Annotated in this window: 19 protein-coding genes; 13 read left to right on the top strand and 6 right to left on the bottom strand. The window is 42.4% G+C overall.

Translation table 11 applies throughout. The annotated features are described in order from the left end of the window. The first annotated feature begins 55 nt into the window (after positions 1-55). The 4 genes from VL121_RS15060 (at position 56) to VL121_RS15045 (ending at position 4,903) form a co-directional block, all read left to right on the top strand. Positions 56-523: a low molecular weight protein-tyrosine-phosphatase gene (locus tag VL121_RS15060; RefSeq protein ID WP_325406764.1), complete on the top strand. Its 468-nt coding sequence runs from the start codon at positions 56-58 to the stop codon at positions 521-523. 24 nt (positions 524-547) lie between these two features. After that, positions 548-1,912: a histidine--tRNA ligase gene (gene hisS / locus VL121_RS15055; protein WP_325406762.1), complete on the top strand. Its 1,365-nt coding sequence runs from the start codon at positions 548-550 to the stop codon at positions 1,910-1,912. Between the two features lie 303 nt (positions 1,913-2,215). Then, positions 2,216-2,626 carry a hypothetical protein gene (locus tag VL121_RS15050; protein ID WP_325406760.1) on the top strand — a complete coding sequence of 137 codons (411 nt, stop codon included), beginning with the start codon at positions 2,216-2,218 and terminating at the stop codon, positions 2,624-2,626. 111 nt (positions 2,627-2,737) lie between these two features. After that, positions 2,738-4,903, top strand: coding sequence for a S46 family peptidase (locus VL121_RS15045; RefSeq protein WP_325406758.1), 2,166 nt, complete (start codon positions 2,738-2,740; stop codon positions 4,901-4,903). Between the two features lie 79 nt (positions 4,904-4,982). On the opposite strand, the gene VL121_RS15040 is transcribed toward VL121_RS15045, so the two are convergent. From VL121_RS15040 to VL121_RS15030, 3 genes are all read right to left on the bottom strand, one after another. Then, on the bottom strand, positions 4,983-6,170 hold the full coding sequence (locus VL121_RS15040) for an MFS transporter (RefSeq protein WP_325406756.1): 1,188 nt from the start codon (positions 6,168-6,170) through the stop codon (positions 4,983-4,985). Positions 6,171-6,283: 113 nt separating this feature from the next. Next, positions 6,284-6,754: a redoxin domain-containing protein gene (locus tag VL121_RS15035; RefSeq protein WP_325406754.1), complete on the bottom strand. Its 471-nt coding sequence runs from the start codon at positions 6,752-6,754 to the stop codon at positions 6,284-6,286. Between the two features lie 189 nt (positions 6,755-6,943). Next, entirely contained in the window at positions 6,944-9,121 is a 2,178-nt protein-coding gene (locus tag VL121_RS15030; RefSeq protein WP_325406752.1) for a DUF5916 domain-containing protein, read from the bottom strand. Positions 9,122-9,339: 218 nt separating this feature from the next. Between VL121_RS15030 and VL121_RS15025 the strand changes: the two genes are divergently transcribed. Continuing rightward, a complete protein-coding gene (locus VL121_RS15025) occupies positions 9,340-9,507 on the top strand; it encodes a hypothetical protein (RefSeq protein ID WP_325406750.1) in 168 nt (55 codons plus the stop codon). Between the two features lie 325 nt (positions 9,508-9,832). On the opposite strand, the gene VL121_RS15020 is transcribed toward VL121_RS15025, so the two are convergent. The 3 genes from VL121_RS15020 to VL121_RS15010 form a co-directional block, all read right to left on the bottom strand. Beyond that, entirely contained in the window at positions 9,833-11,383 is a 1,551-nt protein-coding gene (locus VL121_RS15020) for an Rne/Rng family ribonuclease (protein ID WP_325406748.1), read from the bottom strand. Between the two features lie 307 nt (positions 11,384-11,690). Next, positions 11,691-12,542: a tetratricopeptide repeat protein gene (locus VL121_RS15015; RefSeq protein WP_325406746.1), complete on the bottom strand. Its 852-nt coding sequence runs from the start codon at positions 12,540-12,542 to the stop codon at positions 11,691-11,693. 22 nt (positions 12,543-12,564) lie between these two features. Continuing rightward, complete coding sequence (locus VL121_RS15010) at positions 12,565-12,897, bottom strand: HU family DNA-binding protein (RefSeq protein WP_324558639.1); 333 nt, start codon at positions 12,895-12,897, stop codon at positions 12,565-12,567. A gap of 230 nt (positions 12,898-13,127) precedes the next feature. Here VL121_RS15010 and mutY point away from each other — a divergent pair, with 230 nt between their 5' ends. The 8 genes from mutY (at position 13,128) to VL121_RS14970 (ending at position 20,000) form a co-directional block, all read left to right on the top strand. After that, positions 13,128-14,204, top strand: coding sequence for an A/G-specific adenine glycosylase (gene mutY / locus VL121_RS15005; protein ID WP_325406744.1), 1,077 nt, complete (start codon positions 13,128-13,130; stop codon positions 14,202-14,204). 38 nt (positions 14,205-14,242) lie between these two features. Then, positions 14,243-14,677 carry a single-stranded DNA-binding protein gene (locus VL121_RS15000; protein ID WP_325406742.1) on the top strand — a complete coding sequence of 145 codons (435 nt, stop codon included), beginning with the start codon at positions 14,243-14,245 and terminating at the stop codon, positions 14,675-14,677. 98 nt (positions 14,678-14,775) lie between these two features. Continuing rightward, the gene (gldE, locus tag VL121_RS14995) at positions 14,776-16,119 is read left to right on the top strand and encodes a gliding motility-associated protein GldE (protein ID WP_325406740.1); all 1,344 of its coding nucleotides are present in this window, start codon (positions 14,776-14,778) and stop codon (positions 16,117-16,119) included. 125 nt (positions 16,120-16,244) lie between these two features. Next, positions 16,245-16,889 carry a gliding motility lipoprotein GldD gene (gldD, locus tag VL121_RS14990; protein ID WP_325406738.1) on the top strand — a complete coding sequence of 215 codons (645 nt, stop codon included), beginning with the start codon at positions 16,245-16,247 and terminating at the stop codon, positions 16,887-16,889. A gap of 283 nt (positions 16,890-17,172) precedes the next feature. Continuing rightward, positions 17,173-17,754 carry a DUF3109 family protein gene (locus VL121_RS14985; protein ID WP_325406736.1) on the top strand — a complete coding sequence of 194 codons (582 nt, stop codon included), beginning with the start codon at positions 17,173-17,175 and terminating at the stop codon, positions 17,752-17,754. Then, a complete protein-coding gene (locus VL121_RS14980; protein ID WP_325406734.1) occupies positions 17,747-19,129 on the top strand; it encodes a LutB/LldF family L-lactate oxidation iron-sulfur protein in 1,383 nt (460 codons plus the stop codon). The genes VL121_RS14985 and VL121_RS14980 overlap by 8 nt, the downstream gene beginning before the upstream one ends. A gap of 242 nt (positions 19,130-19,371) precedes the next feature. Then, the gene (locus tag VL121_RS14975; RefSeq protein ID WP_325406732.1) at positions 19,372-19,533 is read left to right on the top strand and encodes a hypothetical protein; all 162 of its coding nucleotides are present in this window, start codon (positions 19,372-19,374) and stop codon (positions 19,531-19,533) included. A 17-nt stretch (positions 19,534-19,550) separates the two neighbouring features. After that, positions 19,551-20,000: an SRPBCC family protein gene (locus VL121_RS14970; protein ID WP_325406730.1), complete on the top strand. Its 450-nt coding sequence runs from the start codon at positions 19,551-19,553 to the stop codon at positions 19,998-20,000. Positions 20,001-20,087: the final 87 nt, after the last annotated feature.

Raw genomic sequence — 20,087 nt, 5'->3', positions numbered from 1 at the left:
TCAGAAATATCCAATCTCAAATCCTAATGTTTACCTTTGCCCCGATTTTTTAACTATGAAGATATTAATGGTATGCCTGGGCAATATTTGCAGAAGCCCGCTGGCGGAAGGTATTATGGAACACAAGATAGAACAGGCGCGGTTGAACTGGCAGGTAGACAGCGCCGGCACCAATGGCTATCATGTGGGTGAAGCCCCGCATCGCCTGTCGCAAAAAGTGGCGCGGCTGCATGGTATAGATATCGGCATGCAAAGAGGCAGAAATATTACCGGCGATGATTTTGAAGCATTTGACATCATTTACGCCATGGCCGGAGATGTGATAGATGAAATGAAATGGAGAACAGGGAAAAAATTCAATAGCGCAAAAGTGAAGTTGCTGATGAATGAAGTATACCCCGGCAGTAATATGGATGTACCCGACCCCTGGTCGGGACCCGAGGCGGGCTATCACCAGGTATTTGACATGATTGACAAAGCCTGCGATAATATCATTGAACACTATGCCTTATCATCAAAATAACATTACACTCAATATTATAGCAGCATGAGCAAAGCCTCTATTCCACAGGGTACCAGGGATTTCAGCGCCGGCGTTGTCAGAAAAAGAAACTATATTATTAATACCATTAAAAACGTATTTGAATTGTATGGTTTTGAACCGTTGGAAACGCCCGCCATGGAAAACTTAGATACGCTGATGGGAAAGTATGGCGAAGAGGGCGATAAACTCATTTTTAAGATACTGAACAACGGACTGAGTGATCCCAGGAATACGGATAAGGCAAGGGCCGCTTTTGAAAATGTATTACAGGGAAAGAATGATAAGCAGCTTACGGAACGGGCCCTGAAATATGACCTCACCATACCTTTCGCCCGTTATGTAGCTATGAACCACGGGCAACTCACGTTTCCGTTTAAACGCTACCAGGTGCAGCCGGTGTGGCGGGCCGACCGGCCGCAAAGAGGCAGATACCGCGAGTTTTACCAGTGCGATGCGGATGTGGTAGGCAGCACTTCACTGATGAATGAAGTAGAGTTGGTGCATATATACGCCACGGTATTTCAGCAGCTACACATTGATGCTGACATTAAAATCAACAGCCGGAAGATATTATCGGCCCTGGCCGAATTGTGCGGCGGGAATGAAAAGCTAACGGATATTACCATCGCTATTGACAAATTAGACAAGATAGGAATTGAAAAAGTACAGGAAGAATTATTGCAGAGAGGGCTGGATGAGCAACAGGTTGGCATTATTCGCCAATACCTTCATGTGGAAGGGAGCAACACAGAAAAAATAAACGCCATAAAAGAATTACTTGGCACCACGCAGGCAGGAGTAAAGGGAATAGAAGAGCTTGAATACATTTTGCACTATCCGTCATCCGCACATATTAAACCGCCGGTTATTGATTTCACCTTAGCAAGAGGATTGAATTATTACACGGGGAGCATCTTTGAAGTGAAGGCAAGAAATGTACAAATGGGGAGCATTGGCGGCGGTGGCCGCTATGATGACCTCACCGGCTTATTTGGAGTACCCAATATTCCGGGAGTGGGTATTTCTTTTGGTATTGACAGGATATACGATGTAATGGAAGAACTGGCACTATTTCCGCAGGAAGTGCATAGTGGCACACAGGTATTGTTTTTTAACTTAGGCGAAGCGGAAAGTAAAAAAGCATTCTCCCTGATGCAGCAACTGCGGGATAAAGGCATATCCTGCGAATTATATCATGAACAATCTAAATTTGATAAGCAGTTTAAATATGCGGAAAGAAAACATATTGCTTACGCAGTAATGATCGGCAGCCGTGAACTGGAAAGCAATACCTGCATTATAAAGAAACTCGGAACCGGGGAGCAATCTGCTGTGGCACTATCCGATCTTGCCGGCTATTCTTTTTGATCATGTATTTTATCAGTCATATTTTAAGTTCAAAAACAAGCCCTTTATTCCTGAGCTATTCCGCACATTGCAAAATATAAAATATAACGCCCTTTTTTAGTTTAACTTGCTTTTAATACGCCCGTAACTTTCACGTCATGCCTGTTATTGACTTTTGTTTCAATAAATTGTTGCTCTCTTCATTCCAAACACATGCAACTTAGCCATACATTGCCTGCTTGCGTTTGCTATAGTTAATACACACGAATGCCATATGAATACAGGATTGCTTCCATACAACGAAGTAAACTAAAACAAATACATATGGAACCGCGTACATTTTTTTCAGTTATCCGTAAATCTTTATTTGCTATCGCTATTGCAGCAATTACCATTCCGGCTGCAGCCCGCTCCTCTATGGACGTTGACCCGTTCAAAAAATTAGCCAATATTCAATATCTGGGCTCGCAGAATCAGTCATTAATGTTTACTGTAACATACAACAATATTAATGCTGCCAGGTTTTTCGTAACCATTAAGGATGAAAACGGAGAAACCCTTTTCCAGGGCGCTTTTACAGACAGTAAGTTCAACAAGAAATTTATTCTTCCTAAAACAGAAGCCAGCAGGCTCATTTTTATCATCAGTGATAAGAAGAACAGGCATTCGGAGACGTTTGAGGTGAACACCCAAACACGTATGGTGGAAGATGTAATGGTCAGGAAATTACAATAGCAGTTCAGGAATACATATACGGGCGGGGAATACCTGCCCGTAAATTGCCGCCGGACTAAGCGTTTGCTTTCAATATTTACAGTAGGTTTGTTGTGTAAAACTGAAAGCACTATGAAGCAATTCCTTATTACGGTGGCACTGTTTATTTCTTTTGGCAGAACCTATGCCGATGAGGGTATGTGGTTACCGCTGTTGCTTGGCAAACAGGTATATGCCGACATGGTTAAGCGGGGACTTAAACTCACTTCCGAGCAATTGTACAGTATCAATAAAGCATCTATAAAAGATGCTATCGTTATTTTTGGCGGAGGCTGCACCGGCGAAATGGTAAGCAATGAAGGACTGCTGTTTACCAATCATCATTGTGGTTACGGCGCTATAACGGCAGCCAGCGATTTACAGCATAATTACCTGCGCGATGGCTTTTGGGCTTATGATAAAAAGCAGGAAATCCCTGCAGCGGGGCTCAGCGTTCAGTTCCTGCTGAAAATTGAAGATGTTACAAAAGAAATAGCGCCGGAGTTAGAAGGACTAAGCGCAGATGACCGCTCCAAAAAGCAAAGCGAGCTCATCGCGCAGGTCAATGAAAAATATTCCGACCCGCTTAAAAACATACAGGCAAGGGTAAGCGCGCTTTTCAAAGGAAATCAATTTCTTGTTTTTGTATACCAGCAATACAACGATATACGGCTGGTTGGCGCGCCGCCTGAAAGCGTGGGTAAGTTTGGCGGCGACACCGACAACTGGGAGTGGCCGCGGCATACCGGCGATTTTTCCGTGTTTCGCGTATATGCAGGTGTTAATGGCGAACCCGCAGCTTATGCCGCAGATAATATACCATTTAAACCCAGGCATTTTTTACCCGTTTCTATTAAAGGAGTAAAGGATGGCGACTATGCGATGATCTATGGTTATCCCGGCGGCACAAACCGTTATGAAACATCGTATGGTATAAAACTGGCAACAGCTATCAATAACCCCAGCCTTGTAAACCTCCGCGATGTACGCCTGAAAGCGATGTTTCAGGAAATGAAAAAAGATCCTGCGGTAAAGCTCCGGTTAGCCCCTATGTATGCAGGCGTTGCCAACTACTGGAAATTTTATGATGGAGAAACCAAGCAATTGCTTAAATATCATATTTACGAAAAGAAACAGGAAGAAGAAGCCCGTTTTATTCAATGGGCAAAGGGCAAACCCGAATTTGAAAATGTATTTACAGCGTGGCCAAAAGTATACGAGGCCTGGATACCCTATGCCAAACACAGGGTATATATTAACGAGGGTGTTCTTGGCGCTTCGCTGGCTAAATTTGCAGCCACACTTATAAAGCTGGAAAGCGATATGCTTAAACAGGGTGCGGATGCCGCGGTAGTTAAGCAGGGACTTGAAGCGGCAGATGCGGCAAGAAAAAAGTTTAAGCATGATGAGGATATTATTTCCGACCAGCAGATAATGGCTGCAACATGCTATATGTTTTACACCGATGTTGATAAAGCCCAGCATCCTGTTGGCTTTTATGAAAAAATAAAAGCCGCGTACGGCGATTTGAATGATGCAGCAACTTACAGGAACTGGGCCCTGGCTGTATTCAGTAATACCATTTTCTTAAACGATGCAAAGTGGGAGGCATTCATAAATAAGCCAGATGCCGTAACACTTCAAAATGATCCAGCATTTATTTATGCAGGCGGGTTTGTAAAGAACTATAATACCAAATATGAGCCGCTTTTTCAACGGTTCAATATGCAAAATAACGATCTCGGGCGCTTATACCTCAAAGGCAATATGCAAATGGATCCGCAAAAGAAAATGTATCCGGATGCTACTTTTACCATGCGGGTAACCTATGGTAATGTAAAAGGCTACAGCCCCCGGGATGCGGTAAAATACGATGCCGTATGTACCATGAAGGGGGTTATGGAAAAATATATCCCCGGCGATTACGAGTTTGATCTCCCCCCTAAATTGATTGACCTGGTGAAGAGGAAAGATTTTGGACAGTATATTGACAAAAGGCTGAACGACCTGGTAGTATGCTTCATTACCAACAACGATATCACCGGCGGCAATTCGGGCTCTCCGGTAATAGACGCTAATGGCAATTTAATAGGACTGGCCTTCGATGGCAACTATGAGGCATTAAGCCATAAGCTCGCTTTCGACAAAGACATGAACCGGAGTATTTGCGTGGATATACGCTATGTATTATGGTGCATTGAAAAGCTGGGCGGTGCAGGCAATATTATCAAAGAATTAAAGTTAGTGAAGCAGCCTTAAAAGCAGCAGGGAAAAAGTTTATTACCAATGGCTCTTAATGATTCCTGCATCCAAAACCATCCTGCCCTGCGGCTGAACTTTATGGACACGCGATCCGGCCTTTCTCATATACGTGCCTCGAATTAAACCAATAAATAAAGAGCGCAACAAAACTCAGTCCCCCTGTAATTAAAAACATATTGGCAAATCCAAAAATGCCGGCTAACCAGGCGCCCATCAGCATCCCGGTTCCAATGCCCAGGTCAAAGCCGGTTAAATAGGTAGAATTGGCGGTACCGCGTTTAGAAGCCGGAGCCATATTTATATAAATGGTCTGCAAAGCCGGGAAGAGCGTTCCATATCCGGTACCGATCAAAAAAGCAGCAATACAATAAACATATATATCATGCACCAGGGCGAAGCCCACATATCCCCCGCTAATCAGCAATATCGCCACAGCCATTACCTGGTGCAGGTACCCGCGATCAACCAGTTTACCGGAAGTAACCCTGGAGAATACAATTCCGCCGGCTAAAAACAGGAAAAAAATCCCTGAATTTTTTATGCCTATACCCTTTCCGTATAAAACGGCATAAGCCACCAAAGTGCCCCAGCCGAAAGCCAGAAGCAATTGATTCAGGAAAATGGGGATTGCTCTCACCAAAATAAACCGGTCCAGGGAAATCGGAGGAACCTTCTCGAGCTTTTTTCTATGGGGTACTTTGATAAAGAGGGACGTTACAATGGACAGGGATCCCATGAACAGGGCAGATGAAATCAACGCGTTAAAATGGTATGCATCATATATCTGTACCGCAATGTAGGGAGCTATTGCCATAGCAATATTGATATTAACGCCAAAATAGCCGATCCCTTCTGCACGCCGCGATGCAGGAATGATGTCAATGGCTACCGTGTTTGCAGAAACGGTGGACAATCCCCAGAACAATCCATGAACGAACCGCAGCATAATAAAAAACAAAATTGAGACTGCAAAGTAATAGCCTAAAAATGTAAGCACAAACAAGCTGATCCCCAATACTAAGAGTGGCTTTCTTGCATAAACATCCACTAAATATCCGCTAAACGGACGGATGATTAAAAGGGCAGCGACATAGGACGAAAGCACCACTCCGATCTTCGATGGAGATACCCCCAACTCTCCCGACAAAAAGAGCGGAATAGTTGGCATTAAAAGATTAAAGGAACAGGCGACCAGGAAATAAGTGAGGCAGGTAATGATAAAATTTTTATTCCAAAGCTTTCCCTTTTCTTCAATATTTGTCATGAATTAATAGCCGAAAGTAATAAAGTTTTAAACGTGAGCATAAGATGAAAATGAGCGGGCAGCAGTATGTGAATAGGCAAGGGTGAATTCGCTATTCACCGCTCACCACCTGCCTACCTGATCTTTTGCAGGGCAGTCTTCAATGCAGCAAAGTTCACCTGTGTTCCGGGGTTTGCTGTTTCTTCGGCATACACTACCGTACCACTGCCGTCCACTACGGTTACACCTCTTTTAGCCACACCTTTCAATCCCAGCGCAAAATCCTCAAGGTACATATCATAGTCGCGGATCATGGTTTTGTTGAAATCGGATAGCAGATCGAAGTTGATATTGTTCTGCGTTTTGAATACGCCCAGGGTAAAAGGCATGTCAACAGAAACCCCTACTACCGAAGCGCCAAGGCTGCTGTAAAAACCCGAATCATCCCGGTTACTGCACATCTGCTCGGTGCACACGCCTGTAAAAGCTGCAGGGAAAAAATTTATTACTAATGTTTTGCCTGCGAAATCCTTTAAGGATACTTCTTTCTTTTCGGTATTGATCAATGTAAAATCAGGTGCTTTTGATCCAATTATTAGTGCCATAATATTATTTTTAAGAATCGCTAAGCTAAAGAAAATTCAGGTATGGATCACACCTATTGATGCATATATGCAGATATGCTGCTAAACAGGTCAGGTATTCCCCGGGAAAGAGATGAAAAAACTACAGGTTTCAGGGTGGCCTGTTTTCACATTTCCCGTTTCTCCCCATTCACCTCTCACTATTCACCCTTACAGGTTCCACCAGTAATTAAACTTTAGTACAAATGCCCTTGTTTTAACCGCAAAAGGACCCGGATAGTAATTATCAGTATACACCAAAAACAGATCAGAAGCGGGCTTATACCGCCACTGAAGCCTGGCATTAACGTTAAGGTTCTTCAATTGCTCATTATACTGGATATAGGTGGTAAAAAAGAGGGTATTCGTAAACGTTACATCTATACGCGGGCCTACCAGTAAAAAATTAGTATTGCCCCAGGGCTGCGCTAACAAAAGCCGGTTATAGCTGGCACCCATAGTAATATTCACAAAAGGCTGAAAGCGGTATCCCACATCGCCACCGGCAGTAAACAAATGTCCATTGGCATAATAGCCGCCGTAGTGCATGTTTGCGGTGTAGGTAAACAGGTGCTGCGGCGCCGAAACATAATCAAAGCCAACGGTATTCCAGTTATGCTTTGATCCTGAAGCCAGTGAATCTTTCCCGGAATTGGTAGGATCGAAGGGGTTCAGCAATTGTACATAATCGTTCTGCGCAACAAAGTTAAATGTGCTTTTGGAGCGAAACGTTATGAGGTAAGATAATATATTGGAGTGATCTGTTTCCTTAAACGCCGAATTGAAGTAAAACACGCTGCTCCATTGCGGCCCGTGCGTAAGTATATTTCCTCCCGCAGGAAAAAAATAACGTGTGATAAGCGGGTTAAGCTTCATATACCCTTTGCGCGGCACATAGCCCGCTTCTGAAGTATAGTTTTTGCCTACATGCTGCGCCTGCGCGGTAATAAACCATTTACGGCTGCTGTACTGTATATTGGCCGCCTGTATCCAGTCATCCGCGGCGGAGCCGGGCTGAAAAGATTTGAGCACCAGTGCCTTGCCCGTCCATTGGTTACCGGAAGAAGCGAGGTTATATTCCATTCCTATATTCCGGTTATACCGTGAGTAAACGTTCTTACTGCTGTCGGCCGCATTGGGATTATAATTCAGCGATGTTTTATCAATATAAATGAAGCCGATGTTTGACCGCCTGAATAACTTGCGCTGTAAAGACAGCACGGCAAAGTTCTGGGCCGGCAAATTGCGTTCTTCCACTTTCGCGGTTTGCATATCCATAACGCCTATGCGCCAGTTTTTGTCGAGCTTACCGCTTAGCCGGGCGCCAAAATTAATGGGAACACCCAGTCCTATTCTCCTGGAAAAAAATGGCCGTATATCTGCGTAACCAAAATTGGCGAACAGGTCGCCGTTCTCTAAGAAAAACTGACGGCGTTCGGGGAAAAAAAGCTCGAAACGGCTGAGATTTGTAACCTGCTTATCTACCTCCACCTGCGAAAAATCGGGGCGCACGGTAAGGTCAAGGTTAAGTGAAGGCCCGATAGAAACCTTAACATCACCACCGATACCTTTATCAAAAACGGATTTGGTATGATGAGTATAATTTTTTGCCACACTACCCAGCACGTAAGGTATAATGGATATATTAGAGCGTGGGGCTGGCGGCGCTTCATCCCAGATAATGGATCCGGTATAGGCAAGTGATGCCGTGGGAAACTGGCGCGGCACAGGGGTCCAGCTCGACTTCTCCGTAGTCTTCAGGTCATTCCTGCCAAAATTGACGCCCCATTGCTTCGCGTCTTTTTTATAGCGGATCGTTTTAAACGGGATAGCCGCTTCAAATACCCACTTATCGGGATAGTTTTTTACAGCGGAAGCCCATTTATTATCCCAGCTCAGATCTACTTTTCCGCCTTCATACATAGCGCCGTCCCATTGCGCGCCAAACGCATTGGCACCAAAAGAAAAACCCGTTGTCTGGTCTTCAAAAGTGTCCATGAACAACAGGAAATTATCGTTCTTCAAAAAAGAAAAATCCCGTCTCAGCGATTCCACCATATGTGTTCCTTCGCCATAGTTATAACAAACCGCCAGCAGGTAAAGATTCTCGTTATCATAGGTCATGCTTACATCCGTACGCACCAACGCACCGCTGGTATCCATAGGTAAAACCATTCGAAAATCACCGGCCACTTCTGCGTTTTGCCAGCCGGCTTCATCTGCTATACCATCTATATGAATCGGTGTATCGGTTTTATGAATATGCAGTTGAAAGGCAGCGTTCTTTTTTTGAGCGCTCGAATAGAAAAAAGCCAGTAGAAAAAAACAGCAGGTAAAAAAACGGTTCAAGGGAATATATTTTGATCTTGAAGAGACGGAAAGATAAAGATTTTTTGAATGTTGCATGCCATATGCCGCAGATTGGCTGATTAAAATTATTGATGATGCAAACCTGCTTTTAGAGCTAAAGCATCATGTTGCGATTTTAATTTGTACGTATTGCAAACAATGACTACTCCTTCATACAATTAATATTTCATGTTATATTTGTTTATATAAGCTCTCATATGCCGCGTAACATAGTACTATGTCTTTTATCATTCGGGCTACTGCTGGCATTCTGCAAAAAGGGAAGCACAGATAATTTATCAACCCAAACCGATTCGCCGGGAGCAGGATGGAGTAAGGCTGATATAGGGGAAGGAAATTATTTCGTTGATATTTTTTTCCGGTAACACAGGGTATGGGGTTGGAGGAAATAAGATTCTCAAGTCTCCGGATGGTGGAACCACGTGGAAAACAGTATGCCATGTTGAACCTATTTTAATGAATATTGCCATATCCAAAGATGTAGGATATATCAATACACTTAAGTGCATTTACAAAACTATTGACGGAGGAACGAATTGAACTAAAGAAGTGAAGTTAGGTGGCAAGGAGCAAAATGGGCAGTTCGTGGAATTACATTTCACAGATGAAAACCATGGGTGGTCCTGTGGCCATTTTGACTATATCCTGAAATATACCAAATAATAATAAGGTCGGAAACGTATAAACATTCTACAACTTTATCTCCTCTTCATTGCTATCAAAAAAATGAAACTCGGTGAGGTAGTAATTGTTGTTGGATGATAATTTGATCTGCTGCTTGTATTTCCAGCTCCACTTCCTGCGGATGGAAAAAAGCCAGCCCCTGGTAAGGTAGGCGTAAACGATAGGATGTACAACAATGCTAAGCCCGGTATGCTTTTGCATTACTAGGTAGCTCAGGTTTTTCTCAATTTCATCTTCTAATACAAGTGTGGATGAAATTTTTCCGGTGCCGTTACAGGTAGGACAAACTTCCTGGGTATTGATATTCATTTCCGGCTTCATGCGCTGCCGGGTAATTTGCATTAGCCCAAATTTTGAAATAGGGAGTACCGCATGCTTTGCCCTGTCGGCCCGCATGCAATCTTCCATAGCCTCAATAAGCCTGCGTTTATTGTCGGGCAGTTTCATGTCAATAAAATCTACCACAATAATACCACCTATATCCCGCAGGCGTAACTGCCGTGCAATTTCGGCCGCGGCTTCTAAGTTGGTTTCCAGGGCATTCATCTCCTGGTTATTGCTAACGCTTTTATAGCCGCTGTTTACATCAATTACATGCAGGGCTTCCGTGTGTTCAATAATAAGATAAGCGCCGCTGGGGAGGTTTACCGTTTTACCAAAAGAAGCTTTTACCTGCTTGGTAACACCATACTGATCAAAAATGGGCGTACCATTATGGTATAAAGAAACGATCTCTTTTTTCTCGGGGGCTATCTTTTGAATATAATTACGGGTATCGGTGTAAATATTCTTATCATTCACCACAATGCGGTTAAAATCTTCATTCAGAAGATCCCTCAGCATACTGGTGGTTTTGGTTTGCTCGCTCAATATTTTGCAGGGGGCCGTTGCACCTTTCAGGTTGTGCTGAAGGTTTTTCCAGCTCTGCACCAGCATAACCAGGTCTTCGTGCAACTCTGCCGTGTTCTTGCCTTCAGCGGCGGTTCTTACAATTACACCAAAATTTTTGGGCTTGATGGATTCCACAATTTTATGGAGCCTCTTTCTTTCTTCCGAAGAATGTATTTTACGCGAAACCGCGATAATATCATTAAAGGGAGTAACCACAACAAACCGGCCGGGCAACGAAATTTCACAACTCAGCCGCGGACCTTTGGCCGCAATGGGTTCCTTTAATATTTGAACCAGTATATTAGGTTTTTGACCGAGTACTTCATTTATTTTTCCGGTTTTAACAATCTCGGTCTCTGTCTGGAACTGTGCAAAGTCAAATTCGGCTGCTGAATTATCATTCATAGCCTGGTGGGTAAACTTGAGCAAAGAACGGGCATACGGACTAAGATCCGTATAATGCAGAAAGGCATCTTTTTCGAAGCCTACATCTACAAAAGCGGCATTAAGCCCCGGAATAAGTTTTTTCACTTTTCCGAGGTACAAATCACCCACTGCAAAACTGGCGTCTGCTTTTTCGTGGTGCAGTTCTACCAGTTTTTTGTCTTCCAGCAAGGCAATTTCCACGCCTACGGGAGCCGCGTTAATAATTAATTCTTTGTTCAAGTAAAAAAGCCATTTAATGAACCGTCAAACAAACAGGAGAAAACCAGCGGGAAGACTGCCTGCATATACCATTTACATTTATATGCAACTGCTGATACAAGCAGCCCTTAACCTCACATTAACACATCATTCAGTGCAGGTTATCCGGCATTGAAAACAGCAGTAGTTATTTGTTCTTCTTCTTATGACGATTCTTTCTGAGGCGCTTTTTACGTTTATGAGTAGCAATTTTATGACGCTTTCTTTTTTTACCACAAGGCATAAACCAAATAGTTTTTGTTAGTTAATTATTATTAATTCAAATACTTTAATGCTTTAACGCTTTAATTCTTTCATCAATTTCCTTAAGCGCCTCCGGGTTCTGTACAAATTTTTTACCTGTTTCATACCACTGGGCTGCTTTAGCATTTTCACCATGACGTTCGTAGGCCTCCGCCAATAAAAAAACGGCTTCCGTATTATCCGGTTCCACCTGTACTACCAGGTTTAATCTTTCTATGGCCTTATCATACTGTCCCGTCATTATTCCACCATATCCCAGCATAAACTGAGCATACATATTGGCGGAATCTTTACGTACCACTTCCAGTAATTTCTGAATACCTTCCATTGGGCTTGAAGCGCCGGATGCACCAAAAATATAACTGCTTCCCAATCCAATTTTGCTGGAATCATTGTCAGGATTCAACGTTAAGGCTTGTTTAAACAGGTCAGCAGCCTGGTTGGCCATCCATACCTGTAAAGCATGCTGATCTACACCCTTAAGCTGCTTTAAATATAAATGGGCTGCAAAGGTGAGGCTTTTTTCAGAATTTTCCAATTTGGACTTTTCGCCAAGATAATACATGAAAGGCTCAAAAACATGGGCGGAATCCTTCCAGAAAGCAGCCAGCTCATCGTACAGTTTTATTTTCTGACCTGCTACATCTCCCCTTACAACAGAATTTTCTTTTGCAGTAAGCCATGCCTGCCGTTCGGGGGAAAGCCTTGATTTAGCTGTTTCAAGTATAGAAGCCGATTCTAATTGTTCTTCCTTATGGTCGGACGCCGCTTGGGCCGCCGGGGTTTTTGAAGCATGTGGCTTGGTTCTCCCCAAAAAATAAAGGCTCAATAAAAGCACGAGCCCCGATGCCACAACTATCCATTGTTGTTTCTTCACTCATTTTTAATTTGGAGCGAAGTTAAATGCTATCTTCCGTCTCATCATCAAAATTCTCCTCAACCGGTTTGGCCGACTGTAGTTTCTTTACTTCGTGAACAAATTCTTTGGCAGGTTTAAATGCAGGTATATAATGTTCGGGTATATGTACTGCTATGTTTTTCTTTATATTACGTCCTATTTTAGCAGCTCTCTTCTTGGTTATAAAGCTTCCAAAACCGCGGATATAAATATTTTCCCCTTTTGAAAGATTTTCTTTAACCTCTTTAAACAAAGTTTCCAGTGTAACTAAAACATCTACTTTTGGAATTCCGGTTTTTTCAGAGATATTGTTAATAAGATCGGCTTTTCGCATAGTATTGTATTTTGTAAGTAAATGAAATTCAATGATAAAATAACACAAATAATATATTTCCTGCAAGTTATTGTTATAAATATTTTTTTATCGCATTCCCCGGCTGCAAAACACACATTGATTTTCCGGCATCATGCATCTGATTACTACTGAACGCACAGAATATCAGAAAATTGTATATTATATGAACAAAAAGGCCGGCATAAGCTTGAATAACAGTTAATTACCGTATGATGAAGTTATTTTTCACTAAAAAGTTGTTGTTATGGAATAAAAAATACAACCGGAGGGAAATGCCATGGAAAGGAGAAAAGGATCCTTACAAAATATGGTTAAGTGAAATTATTCTGCAGCAAACCAGGGTAGAGCAGGGATGGAATTATTACCTGAGGTTTATAAAAACATTTCCAACTGTTCAGCAACTGGCAAATGCCCCGGAAACAAAAGTGTTTAAATTATGGGAAGGACTGGGCTATTATTCCAGGTGTAAAAACCTGATCGCCGCTGCCAAAATCATTGATAAAGATTATGGCGGCCGGTTTCCCGCTGTGTATGAAGAAATACTGGGTTTACCCGGAATAGGTCCTTACACGGCAGCCGCTATTGCTTCTTTCGCTTTTAATCTTCCTTACGCTGTAGTAGATGGCAATGTACTGCGGGTGATAGCCAGGATTGGCGGCATAACGGCTCCTGTAGATACAGCGAAAGGCAAAACATTGCTGAACAAGCTCGCTTTTGAATTGCTGGATAAAAAACAACCCGGGTTATATAACCAGGCGATCATGGATTTTGGCGCCGTGGTTTGCAAACCTAAAACACCTGCCTGTAACGAATGTATAATGCACGAAAACTGCAGCGCATACCAGCTTGAACTGGTGGCAGACCTGCCCGTAAAGGAAAAGAAAATCGTTAAAAAAAGCCGCTGGCTGTATTACTTTATCATTACATACAAAAACCAGGTATACATTCGTAAAAGAACCGCCAAAGACATCTGGCAGAATTTGCATGAATTTTTACTGGTGGAAAAAGACAGTCCGGTTACCAAAAAGAACTGGCTGCTGCTTTCCCCCGTAAAGCAATTGCTCCACCCTAATGAAGCCGTGGTTACACAGGTTTCAAAATTATATACCCAGCAGCTTACCCATCAAACGCTGCATGGGCAGTTTATTGAAATCAGTGTAAACAAAGCCCCTAACCTGGGAGCGGATTTTACAGGCGTAACCTACGCTGAACTGGGCAACTATCCTTTTCCAAAATTTATGATTACTTATTTGCAGGAAAAAAATGTAAATTTAAGTCAGCATTGATGAGGGAAGTTCATTTGAATGAATCTAAAACAAGTTTTATGCGAGGAGTAAACAGAGTAATGTTAATTGGCAACCTGGGCAAGGATCCTGACATTCAATTTTTAGAAGGGAATATTGCCGTAGCAAAATTTCCGTTAGCAACAACAGAAACTTTTAAAGACCGTACCGGAAAATTAATAAGTCAAACAGAGTGGCATACGGTAGTGCTTTGGCGCGGCCTGGCTGAACTGGCGCAAAAATATCTTCACAAAGGCAGTTTAGTATATATTGAGGGGAGATTACGTACACGAAGCTGGGAAGACAAGGAGGGCAATCGCAAATTTGCCACCGAAGTAGTGGGCGATAACCTGATTATGCTTGATAAAAGAGCGGATGGCGGGCATGGCCACAACCATTCCGGCGACCATCCGGAGGGCTTCAATAGCGATGTCCCTCCTATCAGCGATCCTTCTTCCGAGAATATGGCTTTTTAAAATTTTACACGAATACTTATTTTTGTACGTTAATAAAACAGGCAGGCCATTGACCTGCCTTTATGATTACACTGCATTACTCACAAAAAATACTCCGCTTGGATCACCCATTGGTTTTATATAACAGTCTGCTTAAAATTAAGCCCGTATTGCTGGCTGTTAACCCGGAAAGCATTACCATTTTAATTATATTGCTGCTGTCATTACTCATTGTATCATTTTTTGTATCAGGGGCAGAAGTGGCTTTATTTTCCCTTACCTACAGGGACATTAATATGCTCAAAACAAAGCAGCACCCTTCCGCCCGCAGAATTATCACCTTGCTGGATCAGCCTAAAAGACTGCTTGCCACACTGCAAATAGCCAATACTTTCGTAAACATAGGCACTATCATCGTATCTAATGTATTAATGGATGAATTGCTGCAGCAGCCCAATGCTTTTCTGAATTTCATTATCAAATTAATCGTCATTGTTTTTTTACTGGTACTTTTCGGGGAAATCTTACCCAAAGTATCGGCCACGCAAAATAATATCAGGTTTGCTTACAGCGCTTCCCTGCTCATTGAAGTACTATACAGCTTTTTTAGCAGCATGAGCAGGTGGTTTGTAAAATTTACCGATGGTATTGAAAGAAGCTTTGGCGGAATAAAACATCATCATGTATACAATCCTGAAGATATTGACCAGGCTATAGAAATGAACGCTACAGAAAATACCACGGAAGAGGAAAAAAATATTCTCCGTGGAATAGCGCGGTTCGGCCAGGTTACGGTAAAACAAATTATGCGTACCCGGCTTGATGTGAGTGCTATTGATTACAATACAGACTTCCGGGAATTGATACGCAAAATAGAAGAGCTGCATTATTCGCGCCTGCCGGTATATAAAAACAGCCTCGATGATGTAGTAGGCATTATACACAGTAAAGACGTATTGCCTTTTATAAATGAAAAGGATGATTTTGACTGGCGCCAGTTGATCCGGCAGCCCTATTTTGTTCCCGAACAAAACCTCATCAAAGATCTTTTACGCGAGTTACAAAGAAAAAATACCCATTTTGCCGTTGTGGTAGATGAGTTCGGCGGAACAGAAGGCATTGTAACCATGGAAGACATCATGGAGGAAATTATTGGCGATATACGCGATGAGTTTGATGATGAAGAAAGCGTGAACAAAAAAATAGATGACCACACCTATATTTTTGAAGGGAGGATAATGATAACAGACGCCTGTAAGGCCATGGGCTTAAATGCCGACACCTTTGACCAGGTAAGAGGAGAAAGCGAATCCTTAGCCGGGCTGGTACTGGAATTAGCCGGTGAAATACCGCAGGAAGGGCAGGTGATCCCTATCGGCGATTTTGAGTTTACCGTTATTGAAATTGATAAAAACAGGATTAAAAAAGTAAAAGTAACCATCAGGCTGTTAACCGCTCAGTAACATAGGTACCATGAGTTTTGGGTGTTATTAAACTAATAGGAAAGCATTATTTCACGCGGTACACGCTGCTTCGCTGCGTACGCCGCGAGAAATGATTGGTCAAATATTGTTAAAGCAATTGTAAGATGATTAAAAAAACAGGCACACTGCTCTCTTTTTTATTTTCCATACTACTGTTTTCCTGCAATAGCAATTATACTCCGCGGCCCAAAGGATATTTTGCTATAGACTTTCCCCGGCATCAATACCAGTTGTTCAACCAGCCGGGTTATCCGTATAGCTTTGAATACCCGGTATACAGCACGGTAACTAAAGACAGTTCTTTTTTTGATGAGAACCCCGACAATCCTTACTGGATCAATATTGACATTCCTTCTTTTAACGCACGGCTATACCTGAGCTATAAAACAATCGGGGGAAGATCGTCATACAAAGTAAAAACCGATCACGGCTTTAAGGATTCCTCTTCCTTAAATACGTTTGAAAACCTTCGCGAAGACGCCTATAAAATAACTTTCAAGCATACGGTAAAAGCATCTTCCATTGAAGATTCGGCATTTGTAACACCGCATGGTATTGGTGGTGTTTTTTTTAGCGTAGGCGGCAATGCGGCAACCGGTAAACAGTTTTTTGCAACAGACACAACCAGGCATTTTCTTCGCGGCGCTTTGTATTTTAACGCTACGCCCAATGAAGATTCGCTACACATTATTTACGATTTTTTACAACAGGATATGATGCATATGATCAATACGCTGGAATGGAAATAAGGGAACTGTAGATATAAGCATTTCTGATTGTTAATTTGTTGATTTCTGATTTTGAGGAATTGTCCTTCGCACTTCAGACTTAACCGGATATGGGGTATTGGGTTTTCTGCCATTGGTTCGTGTCACGAATTACAACAACATGCTGAAGCCTTACCCGGCTTCCTTTCCCAAAATAAGCATTTCTCCAATTTCTCACATTCATCACATTTTCCACACGTCCACATTTCTCACATTCCTCCATTTCCACACCTGCACAATATAGTATCTTTACAAAAAAATACGCGTGATAGAAATTGACAATGTACTGGTAAGTGATGATGTGGTAAAAGCGCAATTTGTTTGCGACCTCATAAAATGCAAAGGCGGATGCTGCGAAGACGGTGATGCCGGCGCCCCTTTAACCGGTGAAGAAACAGAAATACTCAACAACATTTTTGAAACAGTAAAACCTTATCTTACTAAAGAAGGATTAGCAGAAATTGAAAAAAGGGGCAGGTATTATTACGATAAGGATTTTGGCTGGGTAACACCCACCGTTAACGGAAAAATTTGCGCCTATGGGCATTACGACAATAAAGGCATTATTAAATGCGGTATAGAACAGGCTTATTTAGACGGCAAAACGCAATGGAAGAAACCCATAAGCTGTCATCTCTATCCTCTTAAAACAAAAAAAACAAAAACATACGAGCTGGTAAATTATGAACCCCGCGAAAGCCTGTGTAATCCGGCCTGCCAGTTGGGGAAAAAACTGGAGGTTCCTGTGTATGTTTTTCTGAAAGAGGCATTGATAAGAAAATTTGGTGAAGATTTTTACCAGATTCTGGAACAGGCAGCTAAACAATATTACGACGAACATGACTGAACAAGCGGCTACATTTATTGCCAAAAGTACCATCAAGGCGGCCGACCTGGAGCATCGCCGTACCATCAATCATAATATAGGGAAGTATAATGCTGCAGTACCTGCGGGCAAGTTGCAGTTTTATGACCTGAGTTTAGCCAGGGAAAGAGCAAAGAATGTGAAATGGAGAGCCATAGAAACGCTGGACCAGCAATTAGAGGAATTTGAAAGACAGTTTACCGCAAGAGGTGGTAAGGTGATTTGGGCGGAAACCGCGGAGCAGGCTTTAGATGAAATATTAATGATCTGTAAAGCAAGAGCCTGTAAAACGATTGTGAAAAGCAAAAGTATGGTGACGGAAGAAATTCACCTGAACGCTTTTTTGAAGGAACACGGTATTGAAAGCATAGAAACGGATCTTGGCGAATATATACAACAGTTAGATGAAGAAGCGCCTTACCATATTGTTACCCCGGCCATGCATAAAAGCAAGGAGGATATTGCTAAACTTTTTGCCGAAAAATTAGGAACGGATTCAAAGCTCAACCCGGAACAATTAACAAGGGTTGCCCGTAATATTTTACGGGAAAAATTTACGCAGGCAGAAATAGGCATTACCGGCGCTAATTTTTTAATTGGCGATATGGGCGCCATAGCCATTACCGAAAATGAGGGCAATGCACGATTAAGCTGCGCCTGGCCGCCTGTACATATTGCTATTGCCGGCATTGAAAAAATGATCCCTTCCTTTTCAGACCTCGGGCTTTTTTGGCCGCTGCTGTCAACCTATGGCACAGGTCAGCATATTACCGTTTACAATACTATTGTTTCAGGACCGCGACAACCCGATGAAACAGACGGCCCGGAAGAGATGTATGTAATATTGTTAGACAACGGAAGAATCAACCTGCTGGCTAATGCAAAAGCGCGTGAAGCATTGTATTGCATTCGCTGCGGCGCCTGCCTCAATGCATGCCCCGTATACAAAAACATTGGCGGACACAGCTATAATACTACTTACAGCGGGCCCATAGGAAGCGTTATTACACCGCATTTAAAAGGATTTAATGAATGGAAACACTTAAGTTACGCTTCTTCTCTTTGCGGAAATTGTACCGAAGTATGCCCCGTAAAAATCAACCTGCATGAGCTATTGCTCGAAAACAGGAATGAAGCGGTGGCGCATCACGATACCTCCTTTGCAGAACGGATGGCATGGAAAGGGTGGAAACAGGCCATGCTGCATCGGGGAATGATGAATATGGGAAACGGTAAATTAAAAAGCAGGATCGTAAACAAACTTTTTAAGGGATGGGCAACGCACCGAAGCGCATTGCAATTTCCGGCCAAAACATTTAATGAAATATGGAAAGAGCGGCATACTTTAAAAAAATGACCGCCTGATTGTGTTAAATAATACAACAATCATACAAGGGATTAAAGCCTAAAAAAAGCAGGTCATTCAGCTTTTGGCCTGCACCATAGTTCTTATGGGGGATAAACGCAGTGCGAATCAATTATTCATTCCCCTGCAGGGCAACCGGTTTTTCCACTATTCATAATAGTATACAGCAAAACGGTTCGCGCAAACCGGTATTTGGCACCGGTTTAAATTTTCAATAGAAAATGCTGTGGGCTATGTCGCAAACAGCCCTTATATTGTCTTATACAGCCTCTATCCAAATTCAATCTTCTTACCATCTTTGTTGTGTTGAAGTAATAGATAAACAACCAGCATTAAAGGTAAGTGGAGCAGCAACCATTCCAAAAACGGGCGGCACCGAAAAGCCAGACGAGTAGGAATAAATATATATTTTATGTCAGGCAATACCGTTTCGCTACAAAGAGTACTTAAAGCATCGCCGGAAAAAGTGTACCGCGCCTTTACTGAAGCTCCTGCAATGGCTTCATGGTTACCTCCTTATGGATTTCTTTGCACCGTTCACCAAATGCATGTAGCCGTAGGTGGTTCTTACAAGATGTCATTCCAAAATTTTTCAACAGGAAATAGTCATTCATTTAGTGGAACATACCTTGAAATCAAAGCTAATGCGTTTTTGAAATACACTGATAAATTTGACGATCCCAACCTGCCGGGAGATATGATCACTTCTGTGTGGCTCCGGAAAAATATTGCGGGTACAGAAATAAAAATTACGCAGGAAGGAATTCCTTCTGCTATACCTGTAGAAATGTGCTATTTAGGCTGGCAGGAATCGCTGGAAAAGCTGACTAAGTTAGTAGAGCCTGAGATACCGGATGCCTGATTTGAACCGCTTACCTGGTGATTTAAAATTTTTGACAGTAACAACGGCTCTGAATGCAGTTAGCTAAAATACCATTAAGTATGAACG

Origin of the sequence: Agriterribacter sp. (assembly GCF_035497235.1) — a bacterium.
Taxonomy (GTDB): domain Bacteria; phylum Bacteroidota; class Bacteroidia; order Chitinophagales; family Chitinophagaceae; genus Agriterribacter.
The sequence above is the reverse complement of the archived record's forward strand: the minus strand, read 5'-3'. Positions and strand labels throughout refer to the sequence as shown.